Consider the following 19540-nt stretch of genomic DNA (forward strand, 5'->3'; position numbering starts at 1 on the left):
GATGGCTAAGGAAACCGAGGAGAGCACGGAGACGGCGAGCAAGGGACGGGCTCGCAGTTCGGGGAGCAAATCCGGTTCGTCCCAGCGTGCCAAGGGCAGCAGCGGACGCAGCCAGTCCCGGAGTTCCAAGACCAAGTCGGGCAGTACCGGCAGTAAATCGGGCAGTTCTGCCAGTAAGTCGGGCAGTACGCGGAGTAAGTCGGGGGGTACGCAGAGTAAGTCGGGCGGCAGCGGCAGGAGTGCTGGTTCGAAGGCGAGCAGCAGCAAGTCCGGCAGCAGCCGTTCCCGCTCCACCAGCAGGCGTACCAAGAAGGACGACGCCGACCAGGCCCCCGAGGAGGATGCCCAGGAGCAGGCTGAGGTAGAGGAGGAAGCCGAGCCCGAGGAGTCCGAACCCGAAGGGGAAGCCGAATCCGAGGAGGAAGCCGAGCCCGAGGAGGAAGCCGAGCCCGAGGAGGAAGCCGAGCCCGAGGAGGAAGCCGAGCCCGAGGAGGAAGCCGAGCCCGAGGAGGAAGCCGAGCCCGAGGAGGAAGCCGAGCCCGAGGAGCAGGCTGAGCCCGAAGGGCCCGACGAGCCCGACGAGGAACAAACCGAGCCACCGAGCCGTGGTATCTCGGCCGGCCGGGCTGCTCGGGAGGCGATGAGCCAACTCGGTGAGTTGACCGGCCGCGGAATCGAAGGGGTGGTCGGCGTCGAGCGGTCCGAAGATGGCTGGCTGGTCACCGTGGAGGTCCTGGAGAATGAACGGATCCCTAGTACCACCGACGTTCTCGCCGAGTACGAGGTGGTTCTTTCCGGTGATGGTGAACTGATGTCCTACCGTCGCACCCGGCGCTACATGCGCGGACGGGCGCGGGAAGAGTGAGGCGAGGCGGTTGCAGGAGGTGGCGCGATGACTAGTGGGCCAGGTGACGCGATCCAGCCGCAGCGCTCCCGTGAGGGCACGCTGGTACACGTCGTGGAGACCCTGCTGGACAAAGGGTTGGTCCTCAACGCCGACATCATGGTCTCGGTGGCCGGGGTGGAGTTGCTCGGCATTCGGATCCGCGCCGCTTTGGCCTCGTTCGAAACTGCCGCGAAGTACGGGCTGGAATTCCCCGCCGGGACCGACACCGACACAGTGGCCTGGCGAGAAGCCATCGAGACCAAGGAATCATGCCCGGAGTGCGGCAAGCACTCCCCGGTAGACCAATTGCTTGAGCAGAGTTGCCCCTGGTGCGGGTGGCAGAGTGCCCAGGCGCTGGCAGGGCGGGACCAGCCGGCGGAGGTCACCGACTCAGATGACTGAGCAGGCTAGCGATCCTCCAGGCACTGCCGTGGGGAGCGCTGCGGAGGTCACGAAGGCGATGCAACCCACCCGCGACCCGGCGGTCACGTTGCCGGACCTGCTCGAAGTGCTGCTGAACAAGGGGGTCTATCTCAACCTGGACCTGATCATCGCCGTCGCCGACGTTCCCCTGATCGGGATCAACCTGCGCGCCACGATCGCGGGCCTGGAAACGATGTTGGAGTACGGGATGATGCGCAACTGGGACGAACGAACGCGTGCCTGGGTGCGCGCGGCGGTATCCCGGCACCTGCCGTTGGCTACCGATGAGGACGTCGTCGCCCGGATGCCAGGTGGCTATCTGGCCCAGACTGTGCACGGATCATGGCGTCCAGGCACCATCTATCTCACCACCCACCGGCTGGTGGCCTACCGGCGCGATCCCCAGGAGATTCTCTGGCAGACCCCCCTCGGTGACATCGAGCGGGTCGAGTTACGTAGCGAGCGGAGCATCGGCGGAGAGGAACGTGCCCGCCTGCATGTGAGCACCGCCGGGGGCGGTACGCACATCCTGTCCGCCTCGGAGCCGGAGCGTTTGCACGACCTCGTGCGCCGCCACAGCAGCGCTTCCTCGGATCCCACGCCGCGTCCGGAGGAAGCACGACCTCTGGCCGAGGGACGGATGTGGTTCCGCGAAGGTAGTGCGGGTAAGCCCCTGTGGCGCGGCGGCACCGGAAAACTCGACGCCGAGAGCGGCCTGACCTGGAAGGGTGCCCTGGACTCCCGTCCCGCGGTGCGGCTGCGCCCGAGCGAGATCAGGTCGGTGACACTGCGCTCCGGGGACACCCCGCTGCTGGATACGATCCTGCTCGTGCGTACTGATTCCGGGAACGTCCACCTAGCCGCCGATGATAACGAACGGTGGGCGGGCCTGATCCTGCAACTACTGCGGCGGAACCAGCCCGAACAGGTAGCGGCAGGAGCGGACCGATGACGCTGAAGGTCGACGAGAAGAGCCTCAAGAACGGTGTCCTCACGCTGGTGGTCACCTTGGTGGAGATCATCCAGGAGGCACTGGAGACCCAGGCCATCCGGCGGATCGAAGGCGGTGATCTGACCGAGGAGGAACAGAACCGGCTGGGCGAGGCGCTGATGGAGTTGGACGAGGCGATGGCCGAACTCAAAGACGAGCACGGCCTGACCGGATCCGTGGCGGACCTGCGCCGTGGTCTGGATGACGTCGTTGATGAGGTGGTGGACAAATTGATCAACCCGGACCGATGGGCTGAAGAGGCAGGTCCGGACCACCGATGAGCGCAGACCTGTATGTGTACGCGATCAGTACCCCGGCCGAGGAACACCAACTGGGGACCGGAATCGATGACCACACACTCAGGGTGATCACCGCACCGGGGGGAGTCGCCGCCGTCGTCCATGAGCACCGCGATGGCCCGTACCAAGGTGACGATGACGATGACGTACGCCGGTGGGTGTTGAGTCACAGCGATGTCGTGGAACGGCTCGCCGAAGCCACCGGTGCCGTGTTGCCGGTGAGTTTCAACGTCATCGTGGCACACAGCGAGGAGGACCCGGCCGAGGTGCGGCTGCAGCGCTGGTTGCACGAGAACGCCGATGACCTCGCCGCTCGTCTGGCACAACTACGTGGTCGGATCGAGTTGCGCATCGAGATCTCTCTGGACGCCGCCACCGTGGCGCACGGGCACCCGGAGACCGAGGTGATGCGCGCGGAGATCGACGACAGACCAGCCGGGATGCAGCGGTTGTTGCGCAAACGTCTGGAGCATCACGCCAGGGACCTGGCTGATGCACTGGCCGACGAGTTGTACCCCGACTACCGGCGCCGGCTTGCCGCCCTCGCCGATGACCTGGTGGAGAACCGCGCCAGTCGTGCCGAACCGGGGGAGGTGCCGGTTGCCGCGTTCTCGGTGCTGGCGCCGGCCGAGCAGACTCAGGCGATCGGTAGTGCGCTGGCGAAGATCCGTGACGAGCAACCGGCAGCGCAGATCCGGTTCCTAGGTCCGTGGCCCCCGTACTCCTTCGCCGACGTGCCGACCATGACGTCCTGACCGGGAGGCCGGGGATTCGTCGACGATCTCAACCTCCGCACCGATGTGCGTCACGTCCAGCAGGAAGCGCACAAGTCCCGGCGGGTTGAGGAAGCGCACCCGGGTGCCGGCTCCGGAGAGCCGGGAAATAGCGGCGATAGTCATGGAGTCCATGAACAGCACGCCCTGAGTGTCGACGTCGACGGGCAAGCCGTAGCCGAGCGCCTCCTCGACGGCGTCATTGAGCGTGGAGATGTCGGCGGCGTCGATCTCGCCGCCGAGGGCGAGTCGGGCGCAATCGTGCGACCTGGACAGGCTGACCCAACCCTGCGCGCTCAACCGCTCGGACTCCGCGGGCATCCTGCTCCTCGACTGGTTGACGGACGCCCTTGTGGCATCAACGTCTGGCATCAAAGTTCGGGCCGCGGCCAGGGTCCACACGTTTGCCACAACTCATTAAAAGGCCCTCGGATTACCGTGCACTTCAACAGATCGAGGTCGACAGGAGTGTGACCAATGCCCATCAAAGAGAAGAGCACCGAGTGGGTCAAGGCGACCGAACACCGCACCGGTGACCACAGCCAACCGTGCCGTGAGTGCGGCGAGCCGACGCGCAACGCGGACCGGTACCACTACGGGTGTACACCAACGGAGATCTACCTGGGTGCTCTGTTCCGCTGATCCGGTCAGGTTCGCGCCGAACTCGCCGCGGGAACCTCAGCGTGTGGACTTGCTCCGGCCGCTGATCGCGCCCCAGATCACCAGGACGATCACCGAGCCGAGGATGGCCAGCAGCCAGGAGGAGATGGAGAAGAACTCATCCACATCGCCCAAGCCTGTGGCTGTGCCGATCCAACCACCGAGCATTGCGCCGATCACGCCGATTAACAGGCTGGCGAGCCAGCCGCCGGCGATACGGTCCTTGAGGATCGCACGAGCGATCGCACCAGCAATGAGACCGAGCAGCAGGAATGCGATGAAACCCATGGGGACTCCTTGTTCGATCGACGGACCGGCGCCTGATGGGCCGGCGGTGGAACCGATGGTGGCATCACCGGGGGAATCGCGCATCTTGAGCCCGCGGCGGTGACCGTGGGCGTTCCCGGTACGCGATCGGTACGGTAGGGGCGTGCCTGAATCCCGAGTTGCCCTCGTCACCTGCGCCGACCTGCCCCGTTTGCACGAGGAGGATCGACCGCTCGTGCCCGCGCTGGCCGATCGCGCTGTGCACGCCGAGGCCGCCGTCTGGAACGACCCGAGCGTGGACTGGTCCACCTACGACCTGGTGTTGGTGCGCTCGGCCTGGGACTATGCGGCTCACCGCGACGATTTCGTGGCCTGGGCCCAGTCCGTGCCGCGGTTGCTGAACCCGCCGAACGTGTTGCGCTGGAACACCGACAAGCACTATCTGCAGCCGCTGGCCGACCACGGCCTGCCGGTGGTCGACACCCGATGGCTGGAACCGGAGCGCGAGTTCACCAAGCGCGATCTGCACAATCGCTTTCCCGCTCGGGAGGAATTCGTCATCAAGCCGGCCATCAGCGCCGGATCAATGGACACCGCCCGGTACCGCGTGCTGGCCGACGATCGACGCGCGGCCATCGAGCACGCCTCCCGGCTGCTGGCCGACGGCCGCTCGGTGATGGTGCAGCGCTATGTGCCCGAGGTCGATGTGCTCGGCGAGATCGCCCTGGTCTTCTTCCATGGCACCTACTCCCACGCCGCCCGCAAGGGCACGATCCTGGAGGGCGCCGAACGAGCCGAGGCCGGGCGGTACCTGCAGGAGGAGATGGAGCCCTACCGCGCCAGCCGGGAGGAGATCCAGGCGGGTCAGGAAGTCCTGGCCTTCGCCCGCGCACGCATTCCGGGCCGGTCCATCTCCTCGCGTCCGCTGCCGTACGCGCGAGTCGACCTGATCCCCACCCACGGCGGGGCCTCGCTGCTGATGGAACTGGAGCTGGTGGAGCCGAACCTGTTCTGCTCCCTGGAGTCCGGCGCCATCGAACGCTTCGCCGACTCCATCGTTGCCGAACTGCGCATGGGGCCGGATCCGGCGAACATCGACCTGGCCTGACCACGTGGTTCGGAACCAAGACGCGAGGCCGACGTCGCACATACTCCGCTTCACGACGCCCGCCACCGATTGGTTGCAGGCGCTCCCGTTGGGTAACGGCCGTATCGGAGCGATGGTCTACGGGGACCCGTGGCACGAACGCCTCCGGCTCAACGACGGCACCGCCTGGTCCGGTGGGCCCGAACGTGAGTTCACCGAGGACCGGCCCGATCCGCAGGTCTCCGCGCGTGCCCTGGCCCGTGCCCGGGGGGCGATCAGGGATGGCGACTGGTCCGGCGCCGAGGACGCCTTGCGCGCGCTGCAGCACCGCAGTTCGGGCGCCTTCATGCCCTTGGCAGACCTTGACATCACGATCAGGCCGGCCGGCTCAGGTGAGCAGGCCTCGGCCCCTGGCAACCCAGCCGCCACCACCGACCGCACCGGCAGCCCCGGCACTGAGGGCGCCGTGATCGATTACGAGCGCCGGCTCGACCTGACCACCGCGACGCACCGCACCAGCTGCCGCCACGGGGATCACCGGGTCACCGCCACCACGTTCGTCAGCGCGCCCGATCAGGTGCTCGTGTGGACCGTCACCACGGAGGACCCCGCCGGCCTCGACGTCGACCTCGCCCTGACCTCTCAGTTGCGCGGTGGCCTCGTCGAAACTCCGGGCGGAGCGGATGCGGTGCTCGCCCTCACCCTGCCCACGGAAGTGCATCCCCCGCACGACGACACTTTCCGCGCCCCGGTCGCAGGTTCGCAGGAGCCGGTGCACTACGGCGGGGACAGCCAACCGGTCGCGGTGGCCCTACGCGTCCGGCACGACGGCCTCCAGGTGCCCATCCAGGGTGGCACCGGAGTGCGCGGAGCGCGCGAGGTCACCGCGCTGGTCAGCACCGCCACCGGGTTCCGCGGCTTGGGTCGCGCGCCACGCCGGGACCTCCCGCCGGCGATCACACGTGCGGTAGCTACGCTGGACGCGGCTGAGGCGCACAACACAGCCGAACTCGGGGCCAGGCAACGAGCCGACCACCAGGAGTTGTACGGGCGGGCCGAGGTGAGGTTCGCTCACGGTTCCAGCGCGCCCAGCGACGAACGCCTGGCGGCGGTCAATGCCCCGGGCCTGCCCGAGTTCGAGCGGGACCCGGCGCTGGTGGCACTGGTGTTCAACTACGGCCGGTACCTGCTCGTCTGCTCCTCCCGGCCCGGGGGGACACCGGCGAACCTGCAGGGAATCTGGAACGCCGACCTACGGCCCCCGTGGAGTTCGAACTACACCACCAACATCAACCTGCAGATGAACTACTGGATGGCCGGTCCGGCGAACCTGCTCGAGGCGGCCGAGCCGTTGTTCGACCTCGTGGAGGCGCTGGCCGATCGGGGTCGGCGGACCGCAGCCGACCTCTACGGGGCCCCTGGCTGGGTGGCCCATCACAACAGCGACATCTGGGGTTACACCCTGCCGGTCGGTCACGGCGAGCACGATCCCGCCTGGGCGTTCTGGCCGATGGCCGGCCCTTGGCTGGTTCGGCACCTGTGGGAGCAGGTGGCCTTCGGGGCCGACGACGGATTCGCCCGCCGCGCTTTCGCGGTGGGCCGGGAGGCTGCCGCCTTCTGCCTGCACTGGCTGCAGGAGATGCCCGACGGCGGCCTGGGCACCTATCCGTCCACCTCGCCGGAGAACAGGTTCCGCACGCCTGACGGCCGCGAGGGCAGCGCCGGAATCTCCTCCACCTGCGACATCGCGCTGATCAGTGACCTCCTGACCATCGTGACCGACCTGGCCGAGCGCCTCGGGATCAACGACGACGACGTGGTGGCGGCAGCTCGTACGGCGCTGCCGCGCCTGCCGGCACCACCGATCCGGACCGACGGGCTGGTGGGGGAGTGGGCGATGGACGTGTCCTACCCCGAGCCGCTGCACCGGCACATCTCCCACCTGGTGTTCTGCTATCCCGGCACCCGACCTCTCGATCGGGACCTGGCCGGGGCGGTCTCGGCGAGCCTGGACGCCCGGGGGGATGAGTCCACCGGGTGGTCCCTGGCCTGGAAGATGGCGATGCGCGCCAGGCTCGGCCAGCCCGAGGGGGTGGAGTCCTTGATCCGCCTGGCGCTGCGCAGCAAGGAGGCCGACGCCGGCGGCCAGTCGGGTGGGTTGTACGCCAACTACTTCGCCGCCCACCCGCCGTTCCAGATCGACGGCAACCTCGGCTTCACCGCCGCACTGGCCGAGGCCCTGCTGCAGAGCCACGGCGACCGGATCGACCTGCTTCCGGCACTGCCGGCCGCGCTCGGCCCGGGTCAGGCACGCGGCCTGCTCGCCCGCGGCGGCACCGTTGTGGATGTGGACTGGGAGATCGACGACGACGGCCGGGTGGCGCTGACCGGGGCATGCCTGCGGGCCACCGCTCCCGCCCGCGCGGGTAACCGGCGGGTGTGCTTCGCCGGTGCCGGGGTGAATGTGGACGTGCCCGCCGACGCCCCGGTCACGCTCACCTCCGCGGACTTCGTCCCGACCGGGGCGGGGTAGCGTATCTGCCCGATGCGCCCCAACCCGCACAGAAGCACCGGAGGATCCTGCGATGACCACCACCAACTCCTGGCCCCTGGGCGTCTCCGGGCTTGCCTACGGGTGCGACTACAACCCGGAACAGTGGCCGGTGGCCACCCGGGTGCAGGACGTGGAACTGATGGTGCGGGCCGGGGTGAACCTGGTCAGCGTGGGGATCTTCTCCTGGGCGATGCTGGAGCCGCGCGAGGGTGACTACGACTGGGGCTGGCTCGATGCGGTCATGGATCGCCTGCTCGAGGCCAGGATCCGGGTTTCCCTGGCCACCGCCACCGCCTCACCGCCGCCGTGGTTGACCCGCAAGCACCCGCACATCCTGCCCGAACTGGCCGATGGCACGGTGCTCTACCCAGGGTCCAGGCAGGCCTATTCGGTGTCTTCGCCGGTGTTCCGCGACTACGCGCTGCGGATGACCCGGGCGATGGCCCAGCGCTACGGCAACCATCCGGCGTTGGCGGTGTGGCACGTGGACAACGAACTCGGCTGCCACGTCCCGCACGATTTCTCCGAGGACGCCGCACGGGCATTCCGCGCGTGGTTGAGTCAGCGGTACGGCACGGTGGAGGCACTGAACGCGGCCTGGGGAACGGCGTTCTGGTCCCAACGGTATGACTCGTTCGAGGAGATCCTGCCGCCTCGGGTGGCTCCCCACGATCCCAACCCGACCCAGCAACTCGATTTCGCCCGCTACTCCTCCGATGAGCTGCTGCGTCACTACCGCGCCCTGCGCGAGGTGCTGCGCGGAATCACGCCGAATGTGCCGATCACCACGAACATGATGCTGACCAGCCGCACCAAATGGATGGACTACTTCGGCTGGGCGCCGGACATGGACGTAATCGCCACCGATCACTACACCATCGCCGCCGACCCCGAACGGCATATCGAGGCAGCCTTCAGCGCCGATCTGAGCCGCGGCGTGTCCGGTGGGGAGCCGTGGATGCTGATGGAGCATTCCACCTCGGCGGTGAACTGGCAGGAACGCAACCGGCCCAAGGATCCGCAGGAGATGGTGCGCGACTCGTTGTGTCATGTGGCCCGCGGGGCCGACGCGGTGATGTTCTTCCAGTGGCGCCAGTCCAAGGCCGGTGCGGAGAGATACCACTCGGCGATGGTGCCCCACGCCGGCACGGACTCCGACGTGTGGCGCACCACCGTGCGCCTGGGCCGGGCCCTGGCGGCCCTCGCACCGGTGCGGGGCTCGCGGGTGCGCTCCCAGGTGGCGCTGGTATTCGACTACCAGGCCTGGTGGGGTAGCGAACTGGACTCCCACCCCACCCAGCATTTGGGCTACATGGCGGAGCTGCTGCGCTACTACCGCCGCCTCTGGCTGGAGGGGGTCAGCGTGGACATCGTTTCGCCCGGAGCCGATCTGGGCGAGTACCGCGCCGTGCTGGTGCCCACCCTATACCTGCTCGATGACGACGCCGCCGACACGATCGCCGACGCGGCTCGGTCCGGTGCCTCCGTGCTGGTGACATTCTTCAGCGGCATCGCCGATCAGCACGATCACGTCCGACTGGGTGGCTACCCCGGTGCGTTCCGGGAGTTGCTCGGGGTGCGCACCGAGGAGTTCTGGCCCCTGCAGGCCGACGAGGTGCTGCGCCTGGACGACGGCACCGGCGCCGACCTGTGGAGCGAGAACACCCACCTGGCCGGGGCGCAGGCGGTCCGTACCTGGGCGCAGGGACCTCTGGCCGGAAAGCCCGCGATCACCCGCAACCAGGTGGGGGCGGGTGCGGCCTGGTACGTGGGCACCCGGCCGGACGCCGACGGCGTGCGTCGCCTCGTGCGTGACGTCCTCGCCGAGGCTCGGGTCACTCCCGTGGTGGACGGGTTGCCCGAGGGTGTGGAGGCGCAGCGGCGCCACGGCGCGGACGGCGCACGCTACCTGTTCGTACTCAACCACACCGGCGAGGATGTGCAGGTGAGCGTCACGGGCACCGAACTGCTCACCGGAACCCGGGCCGAGGGTACCTACGCACTCCCGGCCGGGGACGTCGCCGTCGTCCGGGAAGCCTGACCCACCCCCACCCCACCCCACCCCCACCACCCCCCACCACGCCACCCCCACCACCCCCCGCGCCCTAGCTGGGTACACCTAGCGGCCGAGGTCGACCCCTGGGGTCGAAAGCGACGCGCCGACCAGTCGACTATGACCACGGGCGTCGTTCTCGATGAGGTGGTGGTTCGTCGTACCCATTAGCGAGGCTCTGACACACTGGAGGGGTGCAACGCAACCGGCTCATCTCACTTGTTCTCGTGGTCATCGCGGTCATCATCGCCTGGGCGCTGGTGCAGTTCGTCTTCACCGCACTGTGGGTGCTCCTGCGGATCGTGTTGGTGGTGATTGTGGCGGTGCTGGTCTATGTCGCTGCCTCCGCCTGGCTGAACAAACGCAGCCGCGGCCGCTGACACCGCGGCCCTACCCTCCCCGACGGCGCCGGAACCGTCCAATTGGTGCCGTTGAGCGGCACTTCCGCGCGAGACCCCGCCGGAACCGTCCAATTGGGGCCGTTGAGCGGCACTTCCACGCGAGACCCCGCCGGAACCGTCCAATTGGGGCCGTCCGGCGCGGGCCGCCCCGGGGCGTCAGTTCAGGATGCCGGAACCCTCCAGCCAGTCGGCGGCGATGTCACTGGGGGAGCGCTGATCCTCGGTGGACTCCACGTTCATCGCCACCAGATCCTGGGCCGACAATGCCGCGCTGACCTGGTTGATCACCGGAGCGACCTGCTCGGCGATGTCGGCGTTCGCCAGCGGCACCACGTGTGAGGCCAGGAACAGCCCTTCCGGATCCTCCAGCGTGACCAGGTCCTCGGTCTGGATCCGCGGGTCGGCGCTATAGACGTTCCCCACGTCCACGGTGCCGGCCACCAGGTCCTGCACCGTGGTGTCACCGGTGGCACTGAAGGACACCTCGACCCCATAGACCTCGCTCAACCCGCTCGGACCGTAGGGGCGCTCCTCGAGTTCGGCCGGACCGCCCAGGGTCAGGTCCATATCCACCTCGGCCAGGTCGGCCAGGGAGGTGAGGCCGTGCTCCTCGGCGAAGTCAGCGGTCACGTTGTAGGAGTCCTGATCGGTGGCCTCGGCCTGGTCCAGTGCCACCAGGTTCTCCGGAAGCGCGGTACCGAGTTCGGCGTACACGTCCTCGGCCTCGGTGGCCTCGGTGTCCGGGTCGTAGAACTGCAGCAGGTTGCCGGTGTACTCGGGGAACAGGTCGATCTCGCCGCTCTCCAGGGCCGGCATGTACGCATCGCGCTGGCCGATGGAGAAGTTGCGCTCCACCATGAAGCCTTCGGCCTCCAGTGCCTGGGCGTAGATCTCGGCGATGATCTCGTTGGAGTAGTAGGCCTGGGATCCCACCATCACGGTGGTGTCGGGGCCGGGCCCGGCCGGCGCGTCGTCCTCATCGTCGGGCTCGGTGACGGCGCCGTCGTCGGTCTCGGGATCGGCCAGCGGGTCGGAATCCCCGCCGCAGGCGGCCAGCGCCAGGCCTGCGATCGCGAGGGTGGCTATCGCGGTGGTGGTGCGTCGGATCATGCTCGAATCCTTCCGGGTCGGTCAATACGGGGTTAGGGCCTCAACTCGTGGCGAGTCGTTCGGAGGGCCGTCGTTGCTTCTTTCCGCGGGTGCGTCGGGCCTGGACACCTTTCGGGGTGACCACGCGCTCGGCGATGGCGAACAATGCGTCCAAACTAACGGCCAGCACCACGATGACCAGCGCAGCGCCAAGAATTTGTTCGAAGGTGCGCAGGTTGATGCCCTGCACGATGTGGAATCCCAGCCCCCAGTTGCCCACGTAGCCCATCAGCGTCACTGTCGAGACCACCTGCAGGCTCGCCGAGCGCAACCCGCCGATGAGCAGCGGCAGGCCCAAGGGCGCCTCCACCTTCAGCAGCAGCTGCCACGGCGACATCCCCACCGAGCGGGCCCCGTCGATCACGCGGCGGTCGATTGCCTCGAGCCCAGCGTAGGCACCCGCCAGGATCGAGGGGATGGCCAACAGCACGAAGGCGGTGACCGAGGCCTCCACCTTGTACAGCACACCGAATACGAGCACCAGAAGGAGCACCAGCCCGAAGGAGGGCACCGCCCGGGCCGCGCCGGCCAGGGCCACTGCGAATCCGCGCCCGCGGCCGGTATGCCCGATCAGCCAACCGGCCGGGATCGCGATGGCGGCCGCGATCAGCACCGACACCACGGTGTAGAGCAGGTGCGTGCTGATCGCCTCGCGCAGCGGCAGGGCTCCGGTGGCGCGCTCCGGTGCGAAGATCCAGTCGATGGCCTCCAGGAACAGGTTCATGTCGTGGCCCTTTTCGCGCTGGTGAGCGCCGTCCACGGCATCAGGAGCCGGCCCGCCAGTTGCAGCAGGGCATCGATCAGAAGCGCGATCACCACCGTGGCCACCACGCCGGCCAGCACCGAGGCCACGAGCTGTCGCTGGTAACCGTTGGTGAACAGGTACCCGAGGTTGTCGATGCCGATCAGGATGCCCACCGTGGCCAGGGAGATCGTGGAGACCGCGGTCACTCTCAGCCCGGCGAGTACCACCGGACCGGCGAGGGGCAGTTCCACCTGCCAGAAGCGTTGCCAGGGTCCGTAGCCGACGGCGGTGGCGGCCTGACGCACGGAGGGCTCCACCGAAACAAGCGCATCAGCCACGAACCGAGTCATGATCGCGACCGCGTAGATGGTCAGGGCGATGATGAGATTGACCTCGGAGAGGAAACTGATGCCCAGCAGCGGCGGCAGGATCGCGAACAGGGCCAGGGATGGGATCGTGTACAGCAAGCCCACCAGGGTCAGCACCAGGCCCTGGGTGAGGCGGTAGCGGTAGGCGACCCAGCCCAACGGGATGGATAACGCCAGCCCGAGCACGATCGGCACCGCGCTCTGGCGCAGGTGCTCCACGGTGAGCCCCCCGATCAGGTCGAGGTTATCCAGGACCCAGGTCACGGGGCGCCTTCGGCCAGCACACCCTTGGTCCGCCCGTTGGCGTCCACGAGCACCGTGCCGTTCCCGGTCTCCTTCAGGTGCAGTTTCCGGGCGCCGCGATTCAACCCGATGAAATCGGCCACGAAGTCACTGGCCGGATTCTCGATGATCTCGCTGGGGCTGCCGCACTGGGCGATGTGCGCGCCCTTCTGCAGGATCACCACCTGGTCGCCGAGCCCGAAGGCTTCCTCGACGTCATGGGTGACGAACACCACCGTCTTGTGCAACTCGTTCTGGAGCCGGGCGGTCTCGGTCTGCAACTCGGCGCGCACGATCGGGTCCACCGCGCCGAATGGTTCGTCCATGAGCAGGATGTTGGGATCGGCGGCCAGCGCTCGGGCCACCCCGACCCGCTGCTGCTGCCCGCCGGAGAGTTGGCTGGGGTACCGCTCGGCCAGGGCCCGGTCCAACCCGACCGTGTCCAGTAACTCCAAGGCGCGCTGATGGGCCCGGGCGCGGGGGTTCTTGGTCAGCCGGAGCACCGTGGCAACGTTGTCGATCACCTTCTGGTGCGGCAGCAGGCCGCCGTTCTGCAGCACGTATCCGATGCTGCGGCGCAGGGCCACCGGTTCCCGGTCGGCCACGGGCTCACCGTCGATCTCGATGACCCCGGAGGTCGGTTCGACCATCCGGTTGATCATCCGCAGCAGCGTGGTCTTCCCGCACCCGGAGGAGCCCACCAGCACCGTGGTACTGCGTGGTGGGATCACCAGGGAGAAGTCGTCCACGGCGACAGTTCCGTCGTCGTACTCCTTGCGGACTGAGCGGAACTCGATCATGCCCTAGCCTCCGTCGGGTCAGTGACCTGCCGTCACGACGGTACCGGACCGGAGAGTCGGTCGCTCTCCGCAGGACCCCGGGTCCCGCCCGGCCTGGCCCCGGGACCGGAGTCTCACCGAGCCCGCAAGCCCGGCACGGTCATCGGGAACGTCTGGCGAACCGGGCGAAGAAACCCGTGCTGGGTTCCCCCTCGTGGCCCTGGCAGCGCTGGTGCTGCGGGACGCCTCTCAGTACTTGGTCCACGTGCTGGCCACAACCGGCCCAGGTGGTCTTACCGCAGCGGCGGCAGGTGGTGGGACGACACATTTCGGATGGTCCTTTCGTCAGGGGTGATGGATCGGTTCAGGGTTTCGACGGCGTGTTGACGTCCGACGCCGGTGCGCGCCGATTGCGCTCCCGCCCAGCGCCACCACGATCACCAGCGCCGCGGCGAGCACCACGACCGTCCCGCCCGGGGCCGGCAGCTCCAGTGCGAGGACCAGGACGCCCATGCCCAGCACGAAGAAGCCGAAGAGTCGCCGCAGCAGGCCCTCGGGGACCTTGCCGGTCAACGCCGTGCCGAGGAAGGAGCCGGCGACTGCGGCGGCCGTGACGGCGCCCACCAGTGCCCAGTCCAGGCTCACCGTGGTCAGGTACCCGCCCAGACCGGCGAATGATTTCATGGTGATCACCAGCAACGAGGTGCCCACGGCCGCCGGCATCGCCAGCCCACCGAGCAGCACCAGCGCCGGGACCACGAGGAACCCGCCGCCGGCTCCGACCAGGCCGGTGATCGCGCCCACCACGAAGCCATCGAGTACGGCGCGCCCTGCCGCCATGTCACTGCGCCGGGGCCGGGCTGTTCCCTTGCGGCGGATCATCGCGGCCGCGCTGGTGAGCATCATGAGCGCGAAGGCGATCATGAGCACGGTGCCGGGCAGGTGCCCGCCGACCAGGCCCGCACCGAACGCACCGACCATGCTCGCGCCACCGAAGACCAAGCCGGTGCGCCAGCGCACATTCCCGCGGCGGGCGTGACTGAGCATCCCGACCAGCGAGGTCACGCCGACGATGAACAGGGACGCGCTGATCGCCTCCCTGGGATCCATCCCGGCCACATAGGTCAGCAGTGGGACGGTCAGGATCGAACCACCGCCACCGAGGAGACCGAGGCTGACCCCGACCAGCACGGCCAGGATCAGCACGACGATGAGATAAGCCTCCATCTGCCGGTGCCGGTGCTACCGGGCCCGGACCGGGGTGTCCAGGGTTTCCGTGGTCTGTGACCACGCCTGGAACCCGCCGGTAACCTCGATGACGTCGTGGCCGGCCCGGCGCAGAGCCGCCCCAGCCACCGAACTACGGTTGCCACTCTGGCAGTAGGCCACGAGCGTGCCGGCGGCGGGCAGGTCGTCCAGATGCCACATCAGCCGTCCGACGGCGAGTTGATCACTCCCGGGGATGGCGCCCTCGGCGTGCTCGGTGCGGTTGCGGACATCCAGGAGGTGGACGTTGTCGCCATCGGTCAGGTCCTCCAGGTCGTCCGGACTCACGACCGCAGGGACCGCGGGGGGCAGTCCGGCCAGTTCGGTGGTGTAGCCGGCGACGTCATCGATCCCTACCCGCAACAGGTGGGCGCGGATGTCCTCGGCGACCTCGCTGTCGGGCGCCAGCAGCACCAGGGGTGCGGTCTCCCGCTCGGGGTCGAACACCCAGGCTCCGTAGGTCGCGGCCTTGTCCGGCCCAGGTATGTGCAGCGCACCGGCGACCGTCCCCCGGTGGACGTCCTCCCACGGGCGGGTGTCGGCGAAGGTGACCTGCTCCTCCTGCAGGGCAGCGGAGAGGCGTCCGGTGTCCCACTCGGCGAGCGGCGCCAGGGGGCCCAGCACCTGCGGGCCCTCCTTGTTCTGACGCTTCATCCGGGCGAAGTAGGCGTGCGCATCGGGCTGATCGGCGAGGAGTTCGCTGACGAAACCCTGCTCGTCGTCGTTGCGCAGGTAGGAAGCCCACCAGGAGAAGAGCCGTTCGTAGCCGACGGTGGTGGCCGGCACGGCGCCGAGGGCTTTGCCGCAGGCGCTACCGGCGCCGTGGGCGGGATAGATCTGCACGTGGTCGGGAAGATCCAGGAGGAGGTTCTTCAGGCTGGTGAACAGCTCCTGGGCACCGACGAACCGGGTGTCGACCCCGCCGGCGGCCTCATCGAGCAGGTCCGGGCGGCCCAAGTCGCCGACGAAGATGAAGTCACCGGACAGCAGGTAGCCGGGCTCGGAACTGAAGGCGCCATCGGTCACCAGGAAGGACAAGTGCTCCGGAGTGTGCCCGGGGGTGTGCCGGGCCTCGATGGAGATGTTGCCGATGGCGAAAGTGTCGCGGTCGTAGAGGCGGGTGCCCTCGAAACCGTACTGCCAGTCCTGCCCTCCCTCGCCGGAGAGGTAGATCCGGGCTCCGGTTGCGGCCGCCAGTTCGCGGGTACCGGACAGGTAATCGGCGTGGATGTGGGTTTCGGTGACCGCCACGATCTGCAATCCGTGCCGATCGGCCAGGTCCAGATACTCAGTGATGTCGCGGCGGGGGTCGACGACGACCGCCTCTCCGCTGGCTTGGCAGCCGATGAGGTAACTCGCTTGGGCAAGGTCCTCGTCATAGATCCGGTCAAGACGCATGAGATTCCTCTCCTCGGGGGTCTGCGCTGCAGTCTCACATATACCCCTAGGGGTATGCAAGCGGAGATGGGACCGTCGATGTGCCCGGTGTGTCCAGAAGGCCCGACGTCGGATGTCCGTCGGCAGGCAGCGGTGGAGGCGAGTTGCGGACCGCGCGAGCAGGGACGGAGCCAGCGGTCCGGCGCGAGCGGGAACGGCGACCTACGGTGACGTCTCCGGAGGCGAGCAGGGGCGCGGCCGGCGACGACAGCCCGGCGATCGATCGAGCGATGGTGTCGTGCGGCCGGTGGCCTCAGAAGCAGCCGCTCGCCACGGCGCCCGCGTAGGGGAGGCCGACGGCGCTGGTGGCCAGCAGCATGAGCATGACCTGGCTACCGAGGAAGAGTGCCGGCCACCTTTCCGCACGCGCTGTGGGGCGAACGAGATGCCCGATGCGATGGGGCCCGGCGGCGCCCAGTGCTCCGCCGAGGTCTGCCGGAAGGCTCGTGGAACTCGCCGGCTCGCCGACCTTCAGCAGCGCGGTCGCCAGCGCACGGGTTCCCGTCCGGCGCCGGGCCGCGTCGTCGGCGGCGATCTCCAGGTAGTGGGGGATGGCTGCGGCTGCCGAGGCGATCAACGGCACCCAGCGAAGGTAGGGGATCAGTGCCCGCATGACGGCCATCACCAGGTGGTGGTGCTGGCGAAGGTGGGCCCGCTCGTGCTCGAGCACGGCGGCCAACTCCTCCTGGTCGAGCCGCTCCCGCGCGCCGGTGGAGACCACCACCCCGCCGTGCCGGGCGGCCAGGGTGAAGACCAGCGGCGCCGGGTCGGGGATGAGCAGCACCGGCTGACCCTGCAGATGTGTTCTGCTCGCCTTGTCACGGATCTCAGTGGCCACCGCTCGCGTTGCCTGCGCGTGCCGCCACGCCCGGGCGGTGGTCGCGGTGAGCAGTCCCATCGCGGCCAGAGTCGGCAGCGCCAGGAGCACGATCGCCGGCACCCAGGTGTTGATCAGAGTGGAACCGGTCCAGGGGTTGGCCGCATCCAGGCACTGGCGGCACACCTCCCCGGCGCGTCCGGGGATCGCGGGACCGGTGAACGCCCAGGCGGCCAACGGGCCCAGGGCAAGCGCGGCCAGCACCCAGGCGAGGGAGCCTGCCGCCAGGATCGCGACCGCCAGTCTCGGGACGTGTGCCAGTGCGGAACTGGCCCGGCGAAGCAGCCATGGGCCGCCCAGGGCCACCGCGACCAGGGCAGCGCCGAGCACGCCGATCGTGAGCGTCGGCGTCATCGCCGGGCACCGTCGTCATCGTGCTGCAGGTACTCGCGGAGCAACTCCCGGTCCTGCTCGGGCATGGTCTGTACGAAGTGCATGATCGAGGCGGCCCGGTCACCTCCGGCGTCCAGGGCACGGCCCATCGTCAGCGCAATGTGTTGCTCGCGGCTCATCCGCGGCCGGTGCAGCACGAAGCGGCCCTGCCGCTTGGCGTCCACCATGCCCTTGCGCTCAAGGTTCGACAGCACTGTAGCGATCGTGGTGTAGGCCGGCTCCGCGGGCAACTCGGCGATGATCTCCCGGACGGTGGCAGCGCCGCTGGTCCACAGCACATCCATCACCTGGGCCTCCAGGGTCCCCAACCGCACCGGCCCGCCGGGACGTTCGCGCGTCCCGCTGCTCACGACGACACCGTCGCCTTCGGCGCCGGCACCGCGCAGGCGACCTGCCCCCGCAGGCGCCACAGCAGCGCCACGCCGGTCAGAACCAGGGCGCCCAGCGCCAGGAAGGGTTGGATCGGAGCGAACCACGTGATGGCGCCGGTGTATCCCAGGGCGAGCAACGCGATCTTGTTACAGACCGGGCATCCGACGGCGAACCAGGCCAGCACGGTTCCGGCCATGCCGAACCGGCTGTTGCGCCGTTCCTGGCGTGGGGTCAGCGAGGCGTCGGCGGGGTCGGCCCCGGGATCGGCACCCTGCCCCACCTCGGCGACGCCCGGGGTGGGGCGTAGGTAGGTGGTGATGAGCATGCCGGTGAACGCTGAGGTCAGCAGCCAGACCGGATAGTTCCACCACACCGGCGGAATATCCCGGCCGAAGATCGGGTTCGGGATCAGGACGGTCGCGATTCCGATGAGCAGCGCGACGGCGGCCCCCGAGGCCGCGGCGAAGATGAATTGCCGTGGTGTCCACAACCGCAGGCCCTGGCGGGCCATCGCGGCGGTGTGACGTAACGAACTCACGTTCTTCGAAATCCATGTCATCGGGCCAGTATGACTCATGGTTACTATGTTGCATAGTCATTGGCGGTGCGAGCAGAGAGTCAGCAGGAGGTGCAGTAGTGATGCAACAGGGTAACCCGCAATCGCGTGCCTGGGTGGTGCCCGCCGTGGTGCTGGGGCTCGTTGCGCTGATGCTGGCGATGGTATTCCTGCTGCGGGGCGGGTCCTCGGAGCAGACAGGCCCGCAGGAACCAGCCGGCACCAACGGCGCCGGGCAGACCGATCCGGACCAGGACGGTGCGGACGAGGGCTCGAGTGCTGCCGGACCCGAGGCAGGCGACGGGACCACCCAGGAACCGGGTGTACAGGGCCCGCCGGCACGCGTGGAAGGTCCTGAGCAACCCGAGACCGAGGGGGTCGAGCGCCGCGACGCCGATGAACTCCTCGCCGCCGGTCCGGTCGATGCCCCGGTGGTGCTGGTGGTGTTCTCGGACTACCAGTGCCCGTTCTGCGCGCAGTGGAGCGCTGAGACGCTACCGGTGATGATGGAGTACGTCGACGCCGGGGATCTGCGGATCGAATGGCGCGATGTGAACGTCTTCGGTGAGGAATCCGAGCGTGCCGCGCGCGCCTCCTACGCAGCGGCGCTGCAGGGCGGATTCTGGGAGTACCACGAGGCCCTGTTCCCCGACGGGCAGATCCGCTCGCATCGGGAACTCTCCGAAGGTGGCCTGACCGAACTCGCCGTGGCAGAGGGGCTGGACGAGGAGCAGTTCGCCGCGGATCTGAACGCCCCCGAGACCGCCGAGGAGATCGACCGCAACGCGCAGCTGGGCCTGGATCTGGGCGCATACTCCACGCCGACCTTCATCCTCGACGGCCAGCCCATCATTGGCGCCCAGCCCACCGAGGTGTTCACCGACGCCGTTGAGGCCGCACTGGCCGCTGCGACGGGTTAGCA

22 protein-coding genes are annotated in these 19540 nt (G+C 68.5%); 11 read left to right on the forward strand and 11 right to left on the reverse strand.

What is annotated here, in order from left to right; all coding sequences use genetic code 11:
- Position 1 precedes the first annotated feature (1 nt).
- The 5 genes from gvpO to ACO0LU_RS12560 are packed head-to-tail and all read left to right on the forward strand — an operon-like array spanning position 2 to position 3354.
- Complete coding sequence (gene gvpO / locus ACO0LU_RS12540; RefSeq protein ID WP_424791691.1) at positions 2 to 865, forward strand: gas vesicle protein GvpO; 864 nt, start codon at positions 2 to 4, stop codon at positions 863 to 865.
- Positions 866 to 892: 27 nt separating this feature from the next.
- Positions 893 to 1288, forward strand: a complete 396-nt coding sequence (locus ACO0LU_RS12545; protein ID WP_424791692.1) for a gas vesicle protein — start codon at positions 893 to 895, stop codon at positions 1286 to 1288.
- Positions 1281 to 2261, forward strand: a complete 981-nt coding sequence (locus ACO0LU_RS12550) for a gas vesicle protein (RefSeq protein WP_424791693.1) — start codon at positions 1281 to 1283, stop codon at positions 2259 to 2261. Before ACO0LU_RS12545 ends, ACO0LU_RS12550 begins: the two co-directional genes overlap by 8 nt.
- The gene (locus tag ACO0LU_RS12555; protein WP_424789205.1) at positions 2258 to 2581 is read left to right on the forward strand and encodes a gas vesicle protein K; all 324 of its coding nucleotides are present in this window, start codon (positions 2258 to 2260) and stop codon (positions 2579 to 2581) included. The genes ACO0LU_RS12550 and ACO0LU_RS12555 overlap by 4 nt, the downstream gene beginning before the upstream one ends.
- Positions 2578 to 3354, forward strand: coding sequence for a GvpL/GvpF family gas vesicle protein (locus ACO0LU_RS12560; RefSeq protein WP_424791694.1), 777 nt, complete (start codon positions 2578 to 2580; stop codon positions 3352 to 3354). Before ACO0LU_RS12555 ends, ACO0LU_RS12560 begins: the two co-directional genes overlap by 4 nt.
- Here ACO0LU_RS12560 and ACO0LU_RS12565 read toward each other — a convergent pair.
- A complete protein-coding gene (locus ACO0LU_RS12565; protein ID WP_424791695.1) occupies positions 3301 to 3693 on the reverse strand; it encodes an STAS domain-containing protein in 393 nt (130 codons plus the stop codon). The genes ACO0LU_RS12560 and ACO0LU_RS12565 overlap by 54 nt on opposite strands.
- A 156-nt stretch (positions 3694 to 3849) precedes the next feature.
- Between ACO0LU_RS12565 and ACO0LU_RS12570 the strand changes: the two genes are divergently transcribed.
- Positions 3850 to 4014: a hypothetical protein gene (locus ACO0LU_RS12570; RefSeq protein ID WP_424791696.1), complete on the forward strand. Its 165-nt coding sequence runs from the start codon at positions 3850 to 3852 to the stop codon at positions 4012 to 4014.
- Positions 4015 to 4050: 36 nt separating this feature from the next.
- On the opposite strand, the gene ACO0LU_RS12575 is transcribed toward ACO0LU_RS12570, so the two are convergent.
- Positions 4051 to 4320, reverse strand: a complete 270-nt coding sequence (locus tag ACO0LU_RS12575) for a GlsB/YeaQ/YmgE family stress response membrane protein (RefSeq protein WP_424789208.1) — start codon at positions 4318 to 4320, stop codon at positions 4051 to 4053.
- A gap of 142 nt (positions 4321 to 4462) precedes the next feature.
- Here ACO0LU_RS12575 and ACO0LU_RS12580 point away from each other — a divergent pair, with 142 nt between their 5' ends.
- The 4 genes from ACO0LU_RS12580 (at position 4463) to ACO0LU_RS12595 (ending at position 10373) form a co-directional block, all read left to right on the forward strand.
- The gene (locus ACO0LU_RS12580) at positions 4463 to 5407 is read left to right on the forward strand and encodes an ATP-grasp domain-containing protein (RefSeq protein WP_424791697.1); all 945 of its coding nucleotides are present in this window, start codon (positions 4463 to 4465) and stop codon (positions 5405 to 5407) included.
- A 4-nt stretch (positions 5408 to 5411) separates the two neighbouring features.
- The gene (locus tag ACO0LU_RS12585) at positions 5412 to 7919 is read left to right on the forward strand and encodes a glycoside hydrolase family 95 protein (protein ID WP_424791698.1); all 2508 of its coding nucleotides are present in this window, start codon (positions 5412 to 5414) and stop codon (positions 7917 to 7919) included.
- 52 nt (positions 7920 to 7971) lie between these two features.
- Entirely contained in the window at positions 7972 to 9981 is a 2010-nt protein-coding gene (locus ACO0LU_RS12590) for a beta-galactosidase (RefSeq protein ID WP_424791699.1), read from the forward strand.
- A gap of 206 nt (positions 9982 to 10187) precedes the next feature.
- The gene (locus ACO0LU_RS12595) at positions 10188 to 10373 is read left to right on the forward strand and encodes a hypothetical protein (protein WP_424791700.1); all 186 of its coding nucleotides are present in this window, start codon (positions 10188 to 10190) and stop codon (positions 10371 to 10373) included.
- Positions 10374 to 10550: 177 nt separating this feature from the next.
- On the opposite strand, the gene ACO0LU_RS12600 is transcribed toward ACO0LU_RS12595, so the two are convergent.
- From ACO0LU_RS12600 to ACO0LU_RS12640, 9 genes are all read right to left on the reverse strand, one after another.
- Complete coding sequence (locus tag ACO0LU_RS12600; RefSeq protein WP_424791701.1) at positions 10551 to 11504, reverse strand: ABC transporter substrate-binding protein; 954 nt, start codon at positions 11502 to 11504, stop codon at positions 10551 to 10553.
- Between the two features lie 40 nt (positions 11505 to 11544).
- Complete coding sequence (locus ACO0LU_RS12605; RefSeq protein WP_424791702.1) at positions 11545 to 12267, reverse strand: ABC transporter permease; 723 nt, start codon at positions 12265 to 12267, stop codon at positions 11545 to 11547.
- Positions 12264 to 12920, reverse strand: a complete 657-nt coding sequence (locus ACO0LU_RS12610; protein WP_424791703.1) for an ABC transporter permease — start codon at positions 12918 to 12920, stop codon at positions 12264 to 12266. Before ACO0LU_RS12610 ends, ACO0LU_RS12605 begins: the two co-directional genes overlap by 4 nt.
- Positions 12917 to 13738 carry an ABC transporter ATP-binding protein gene (locus tag ACO0LU_RS12615; RefSeq protein ID WP_424791704.1) on the reverse strand — a complete coding sequence of 274 codons (822 nt, stop codon included), beginning with the start codon at positions 13736 to 13738 and terminating at the stop codon, positions 12917 to 12919. Before ACO0LU_RS12615 ends, ACO0LU_RS12610 begins: the two co-directional genes overlap by 4 nt.
- A gap of 324 nt (positions 13739 to 14062) precedes the next feature.
- Complete coding sequence (locus ACO0LU_RS12620; RefSeq protein ID WP_424791705.1) at positions 14063 to 14944, reverse strand: sulfite exporter TauE/SafE family protein; 882 nt, start codon at positions 14942 to 14944, stop codon at positions 14063 to 14065.
- Between the two features lie 15 nt (positions 14945 to 14959).
- Positions 14960 to 16381, reverse strand: coding sequence for an MBL fold metallo-hydrolase (locus ACO0LU_RS12625; RefSeq protein WP_424791706.1), 1422 nt, complete (start codon positions 16379 to 16381; stop codon positions 14960 to 14962).
- Between the two features lie 292 nt (positions 16382 to 16673).
- Positions 16674 to 17651 (reverse strand): M56 family metallopeptidase, encoded by a 978-nt coding sequence (locus ACO0LU_RS12630; protein ID WP_424791707.1) that lies wholly within the window; start codon positions 17649 to 17651, stop codon positions 16674 to 16676.
- Positions 17648 to 18040 (reverse strand): BlaI/MecI/CopY family transcriptional regulator, encoded by a 393-nt coding sequence (locus ACO0LU_RS12635; RefSeq protein WP_424791708.1) that lies wholly within the window; start codon positions 18038 to 18040, stop codon positions 17648 to 17650. The genes ACO0LU_RS12630 and ACO0LU_RS12635 overlap by 4 nt, the downstream gene beginning before the upstream one ends.
- Positions 18037 to 18621, reverse strand: a complete 585-nt coding sequence (locus tag ACO0LU_RS12640; RefSeq protein ID WP_424791709.1) for a hypothetical protein — start codon at positions 18619 to 18621, stop codon at positions 18037 to 18039. The genes ACO0LU_RS12635 and ACO0LU_RS12640 overlap by 4 nt, the downstream gene beginning before the upstream one ends.
- Positions 18622 to 18701: 80 nt before the next feature.
- On the opposite strand from ACO0LU_RS12640, the gene ACO0LU_RS12645 reads away from it, so the two are divergent.
- On the forward strand, positions 18702 to 19538 hold the full coding sequence (locus ACO0LU_RS12645; protein WP_424791850.1) for a DsbA family protein: 837 nt from the start codon (positions 18702 to 18704) through the stop codon (positions 19536 to 19538).
- Positions 19539 to 19540 lie beyond the last annotated feature (2 nt).

It is taken from the genome of Pseudactinotalea sp. Z1748, assembly GCF_049725185.1.
Classification (GTDB): domain Bacteria; phylum Actinomycetota; class Actinomycetes; order Actinomycetales; family Beutenbergiaceae; genus CALKWS01.

Coding starts and splice junctions, on each gene's coding strand:
- ACO0LU_RS12605 (WP_424791702.1), bottom strand. CDS start 12,267: ATGAACCTGTTCCTGGAGGCCATCGACTGGATCTTCGCACCGGAGCGC.
- ACO0LU_RS12620 (WP_424791705.1), bottom strand. CDS start 14,944: ATGGAGGCTTATCTCATCGTCGTGCTGATCCTGGCCGTGCTGGTCGGG.
- ACO0LU_RS12545 (WP_424791692.1), top strand. CDS start 893: ATGACTAGTGGGCCAGGTGACGCGATCCAGCCGCAGCGCTCCCGTGAG.
- ACO0LU_RS12575 (WP_424789208.1), bottom strand. CDS start 4,320: ATGGGTTTCATCGCATTCCTGCTGCTCGGTCTCATTGCTGGTGCGATC.
- ACO0LU_RS12640 (WP_424791709.1), bottom strand. CDS start 18,621: ATGACATGGATTTCGAAGAACGTGAGTTCGTTACGTCACACCGCCGCG.
- ACO0LU_RS12645 (WP_424791850.1), top strand. CDS start 18,702: ATGCAACAGGGTAACCCGCAATCGCGTGCCTGGGTGGTGCCCGCCGTG.
- ACO0LU_RS12565 (WP_424791695.1), bottom strand. CDS start 3,693: ATGCCCGCGGAGTCCGAGCGGTTGAGCGCGCAGGGTTGGGTCAGCCTG.
- ACO0LU_RS12630 (WP_424791707.1), bottom strand. CDS start 17,651: ATGACGCCGACGCTCACGATCGGCGTGCTCGGCGCTGCCCTGGTCGCG.
- ACO0LU_RS12550 (WP_424791693.1), top strand. CDS start 1,281: ATGACTGAGCAGGCTAGCGATCCTCCAGGCACTGCCGTGGGGAGCGCT.
- ACO0LU_RS12590 (WP_424791699.1), top strand. CDS start 7,972: ATGACCACCACCAACTCCTGGCCCCTGGGCGTCTCCGGGCTTGCCTAC.
- ACO0LU_RS12555 (WP_424789205.1), top strand. CDS start 2,258: ATGACGCTGAAGGTCGACGAGAAGAGCCTCAAGAACGGTGTCCTCACG.
- ACO0LU_RS12615 (WP_424791704.1), bottom strand. CDS start 13,738: ATGATCGAGTTCCGCTCAGTCCGCAAGGAGTACGACGACGGAACTGTC.
- ACO0LU_RS12560 (WP_424791694.1), top strand. CDS start 2,578: ATGAGCGCAGACCTGTATGTGTACGCGATCAGTACCCCGGCCGAGGAA.
- ACO0LU_RS12600 (WP_424791701.1), bottom strand. CDS start 11,504: ATGATCCGACGCACCACCACCGCGATAGCCACCCTCGCGATCGCAGGC.
- ACO0LU_RS12570 (WP_424791696.1), top strand. CDS start 3,850: ATGCCCATCAAAGAGAAGAGCACCGAGTGGGTCAAGGCGACCGAACAC.
- ACO0LU_RS12625 (WP_424791706.1), bottom strand. CDS start 16,381: ATGCGTCTTGACCGGATCTATGACGAGGACCTTGCCCAAGCGAGTTAC.
- gvpO (WP_424791691.1), top strand. CDS start 2: ATGGCTAAGGAAACCGAGGAGAGCACGGAGACGGCGAGCAAGGGACGG.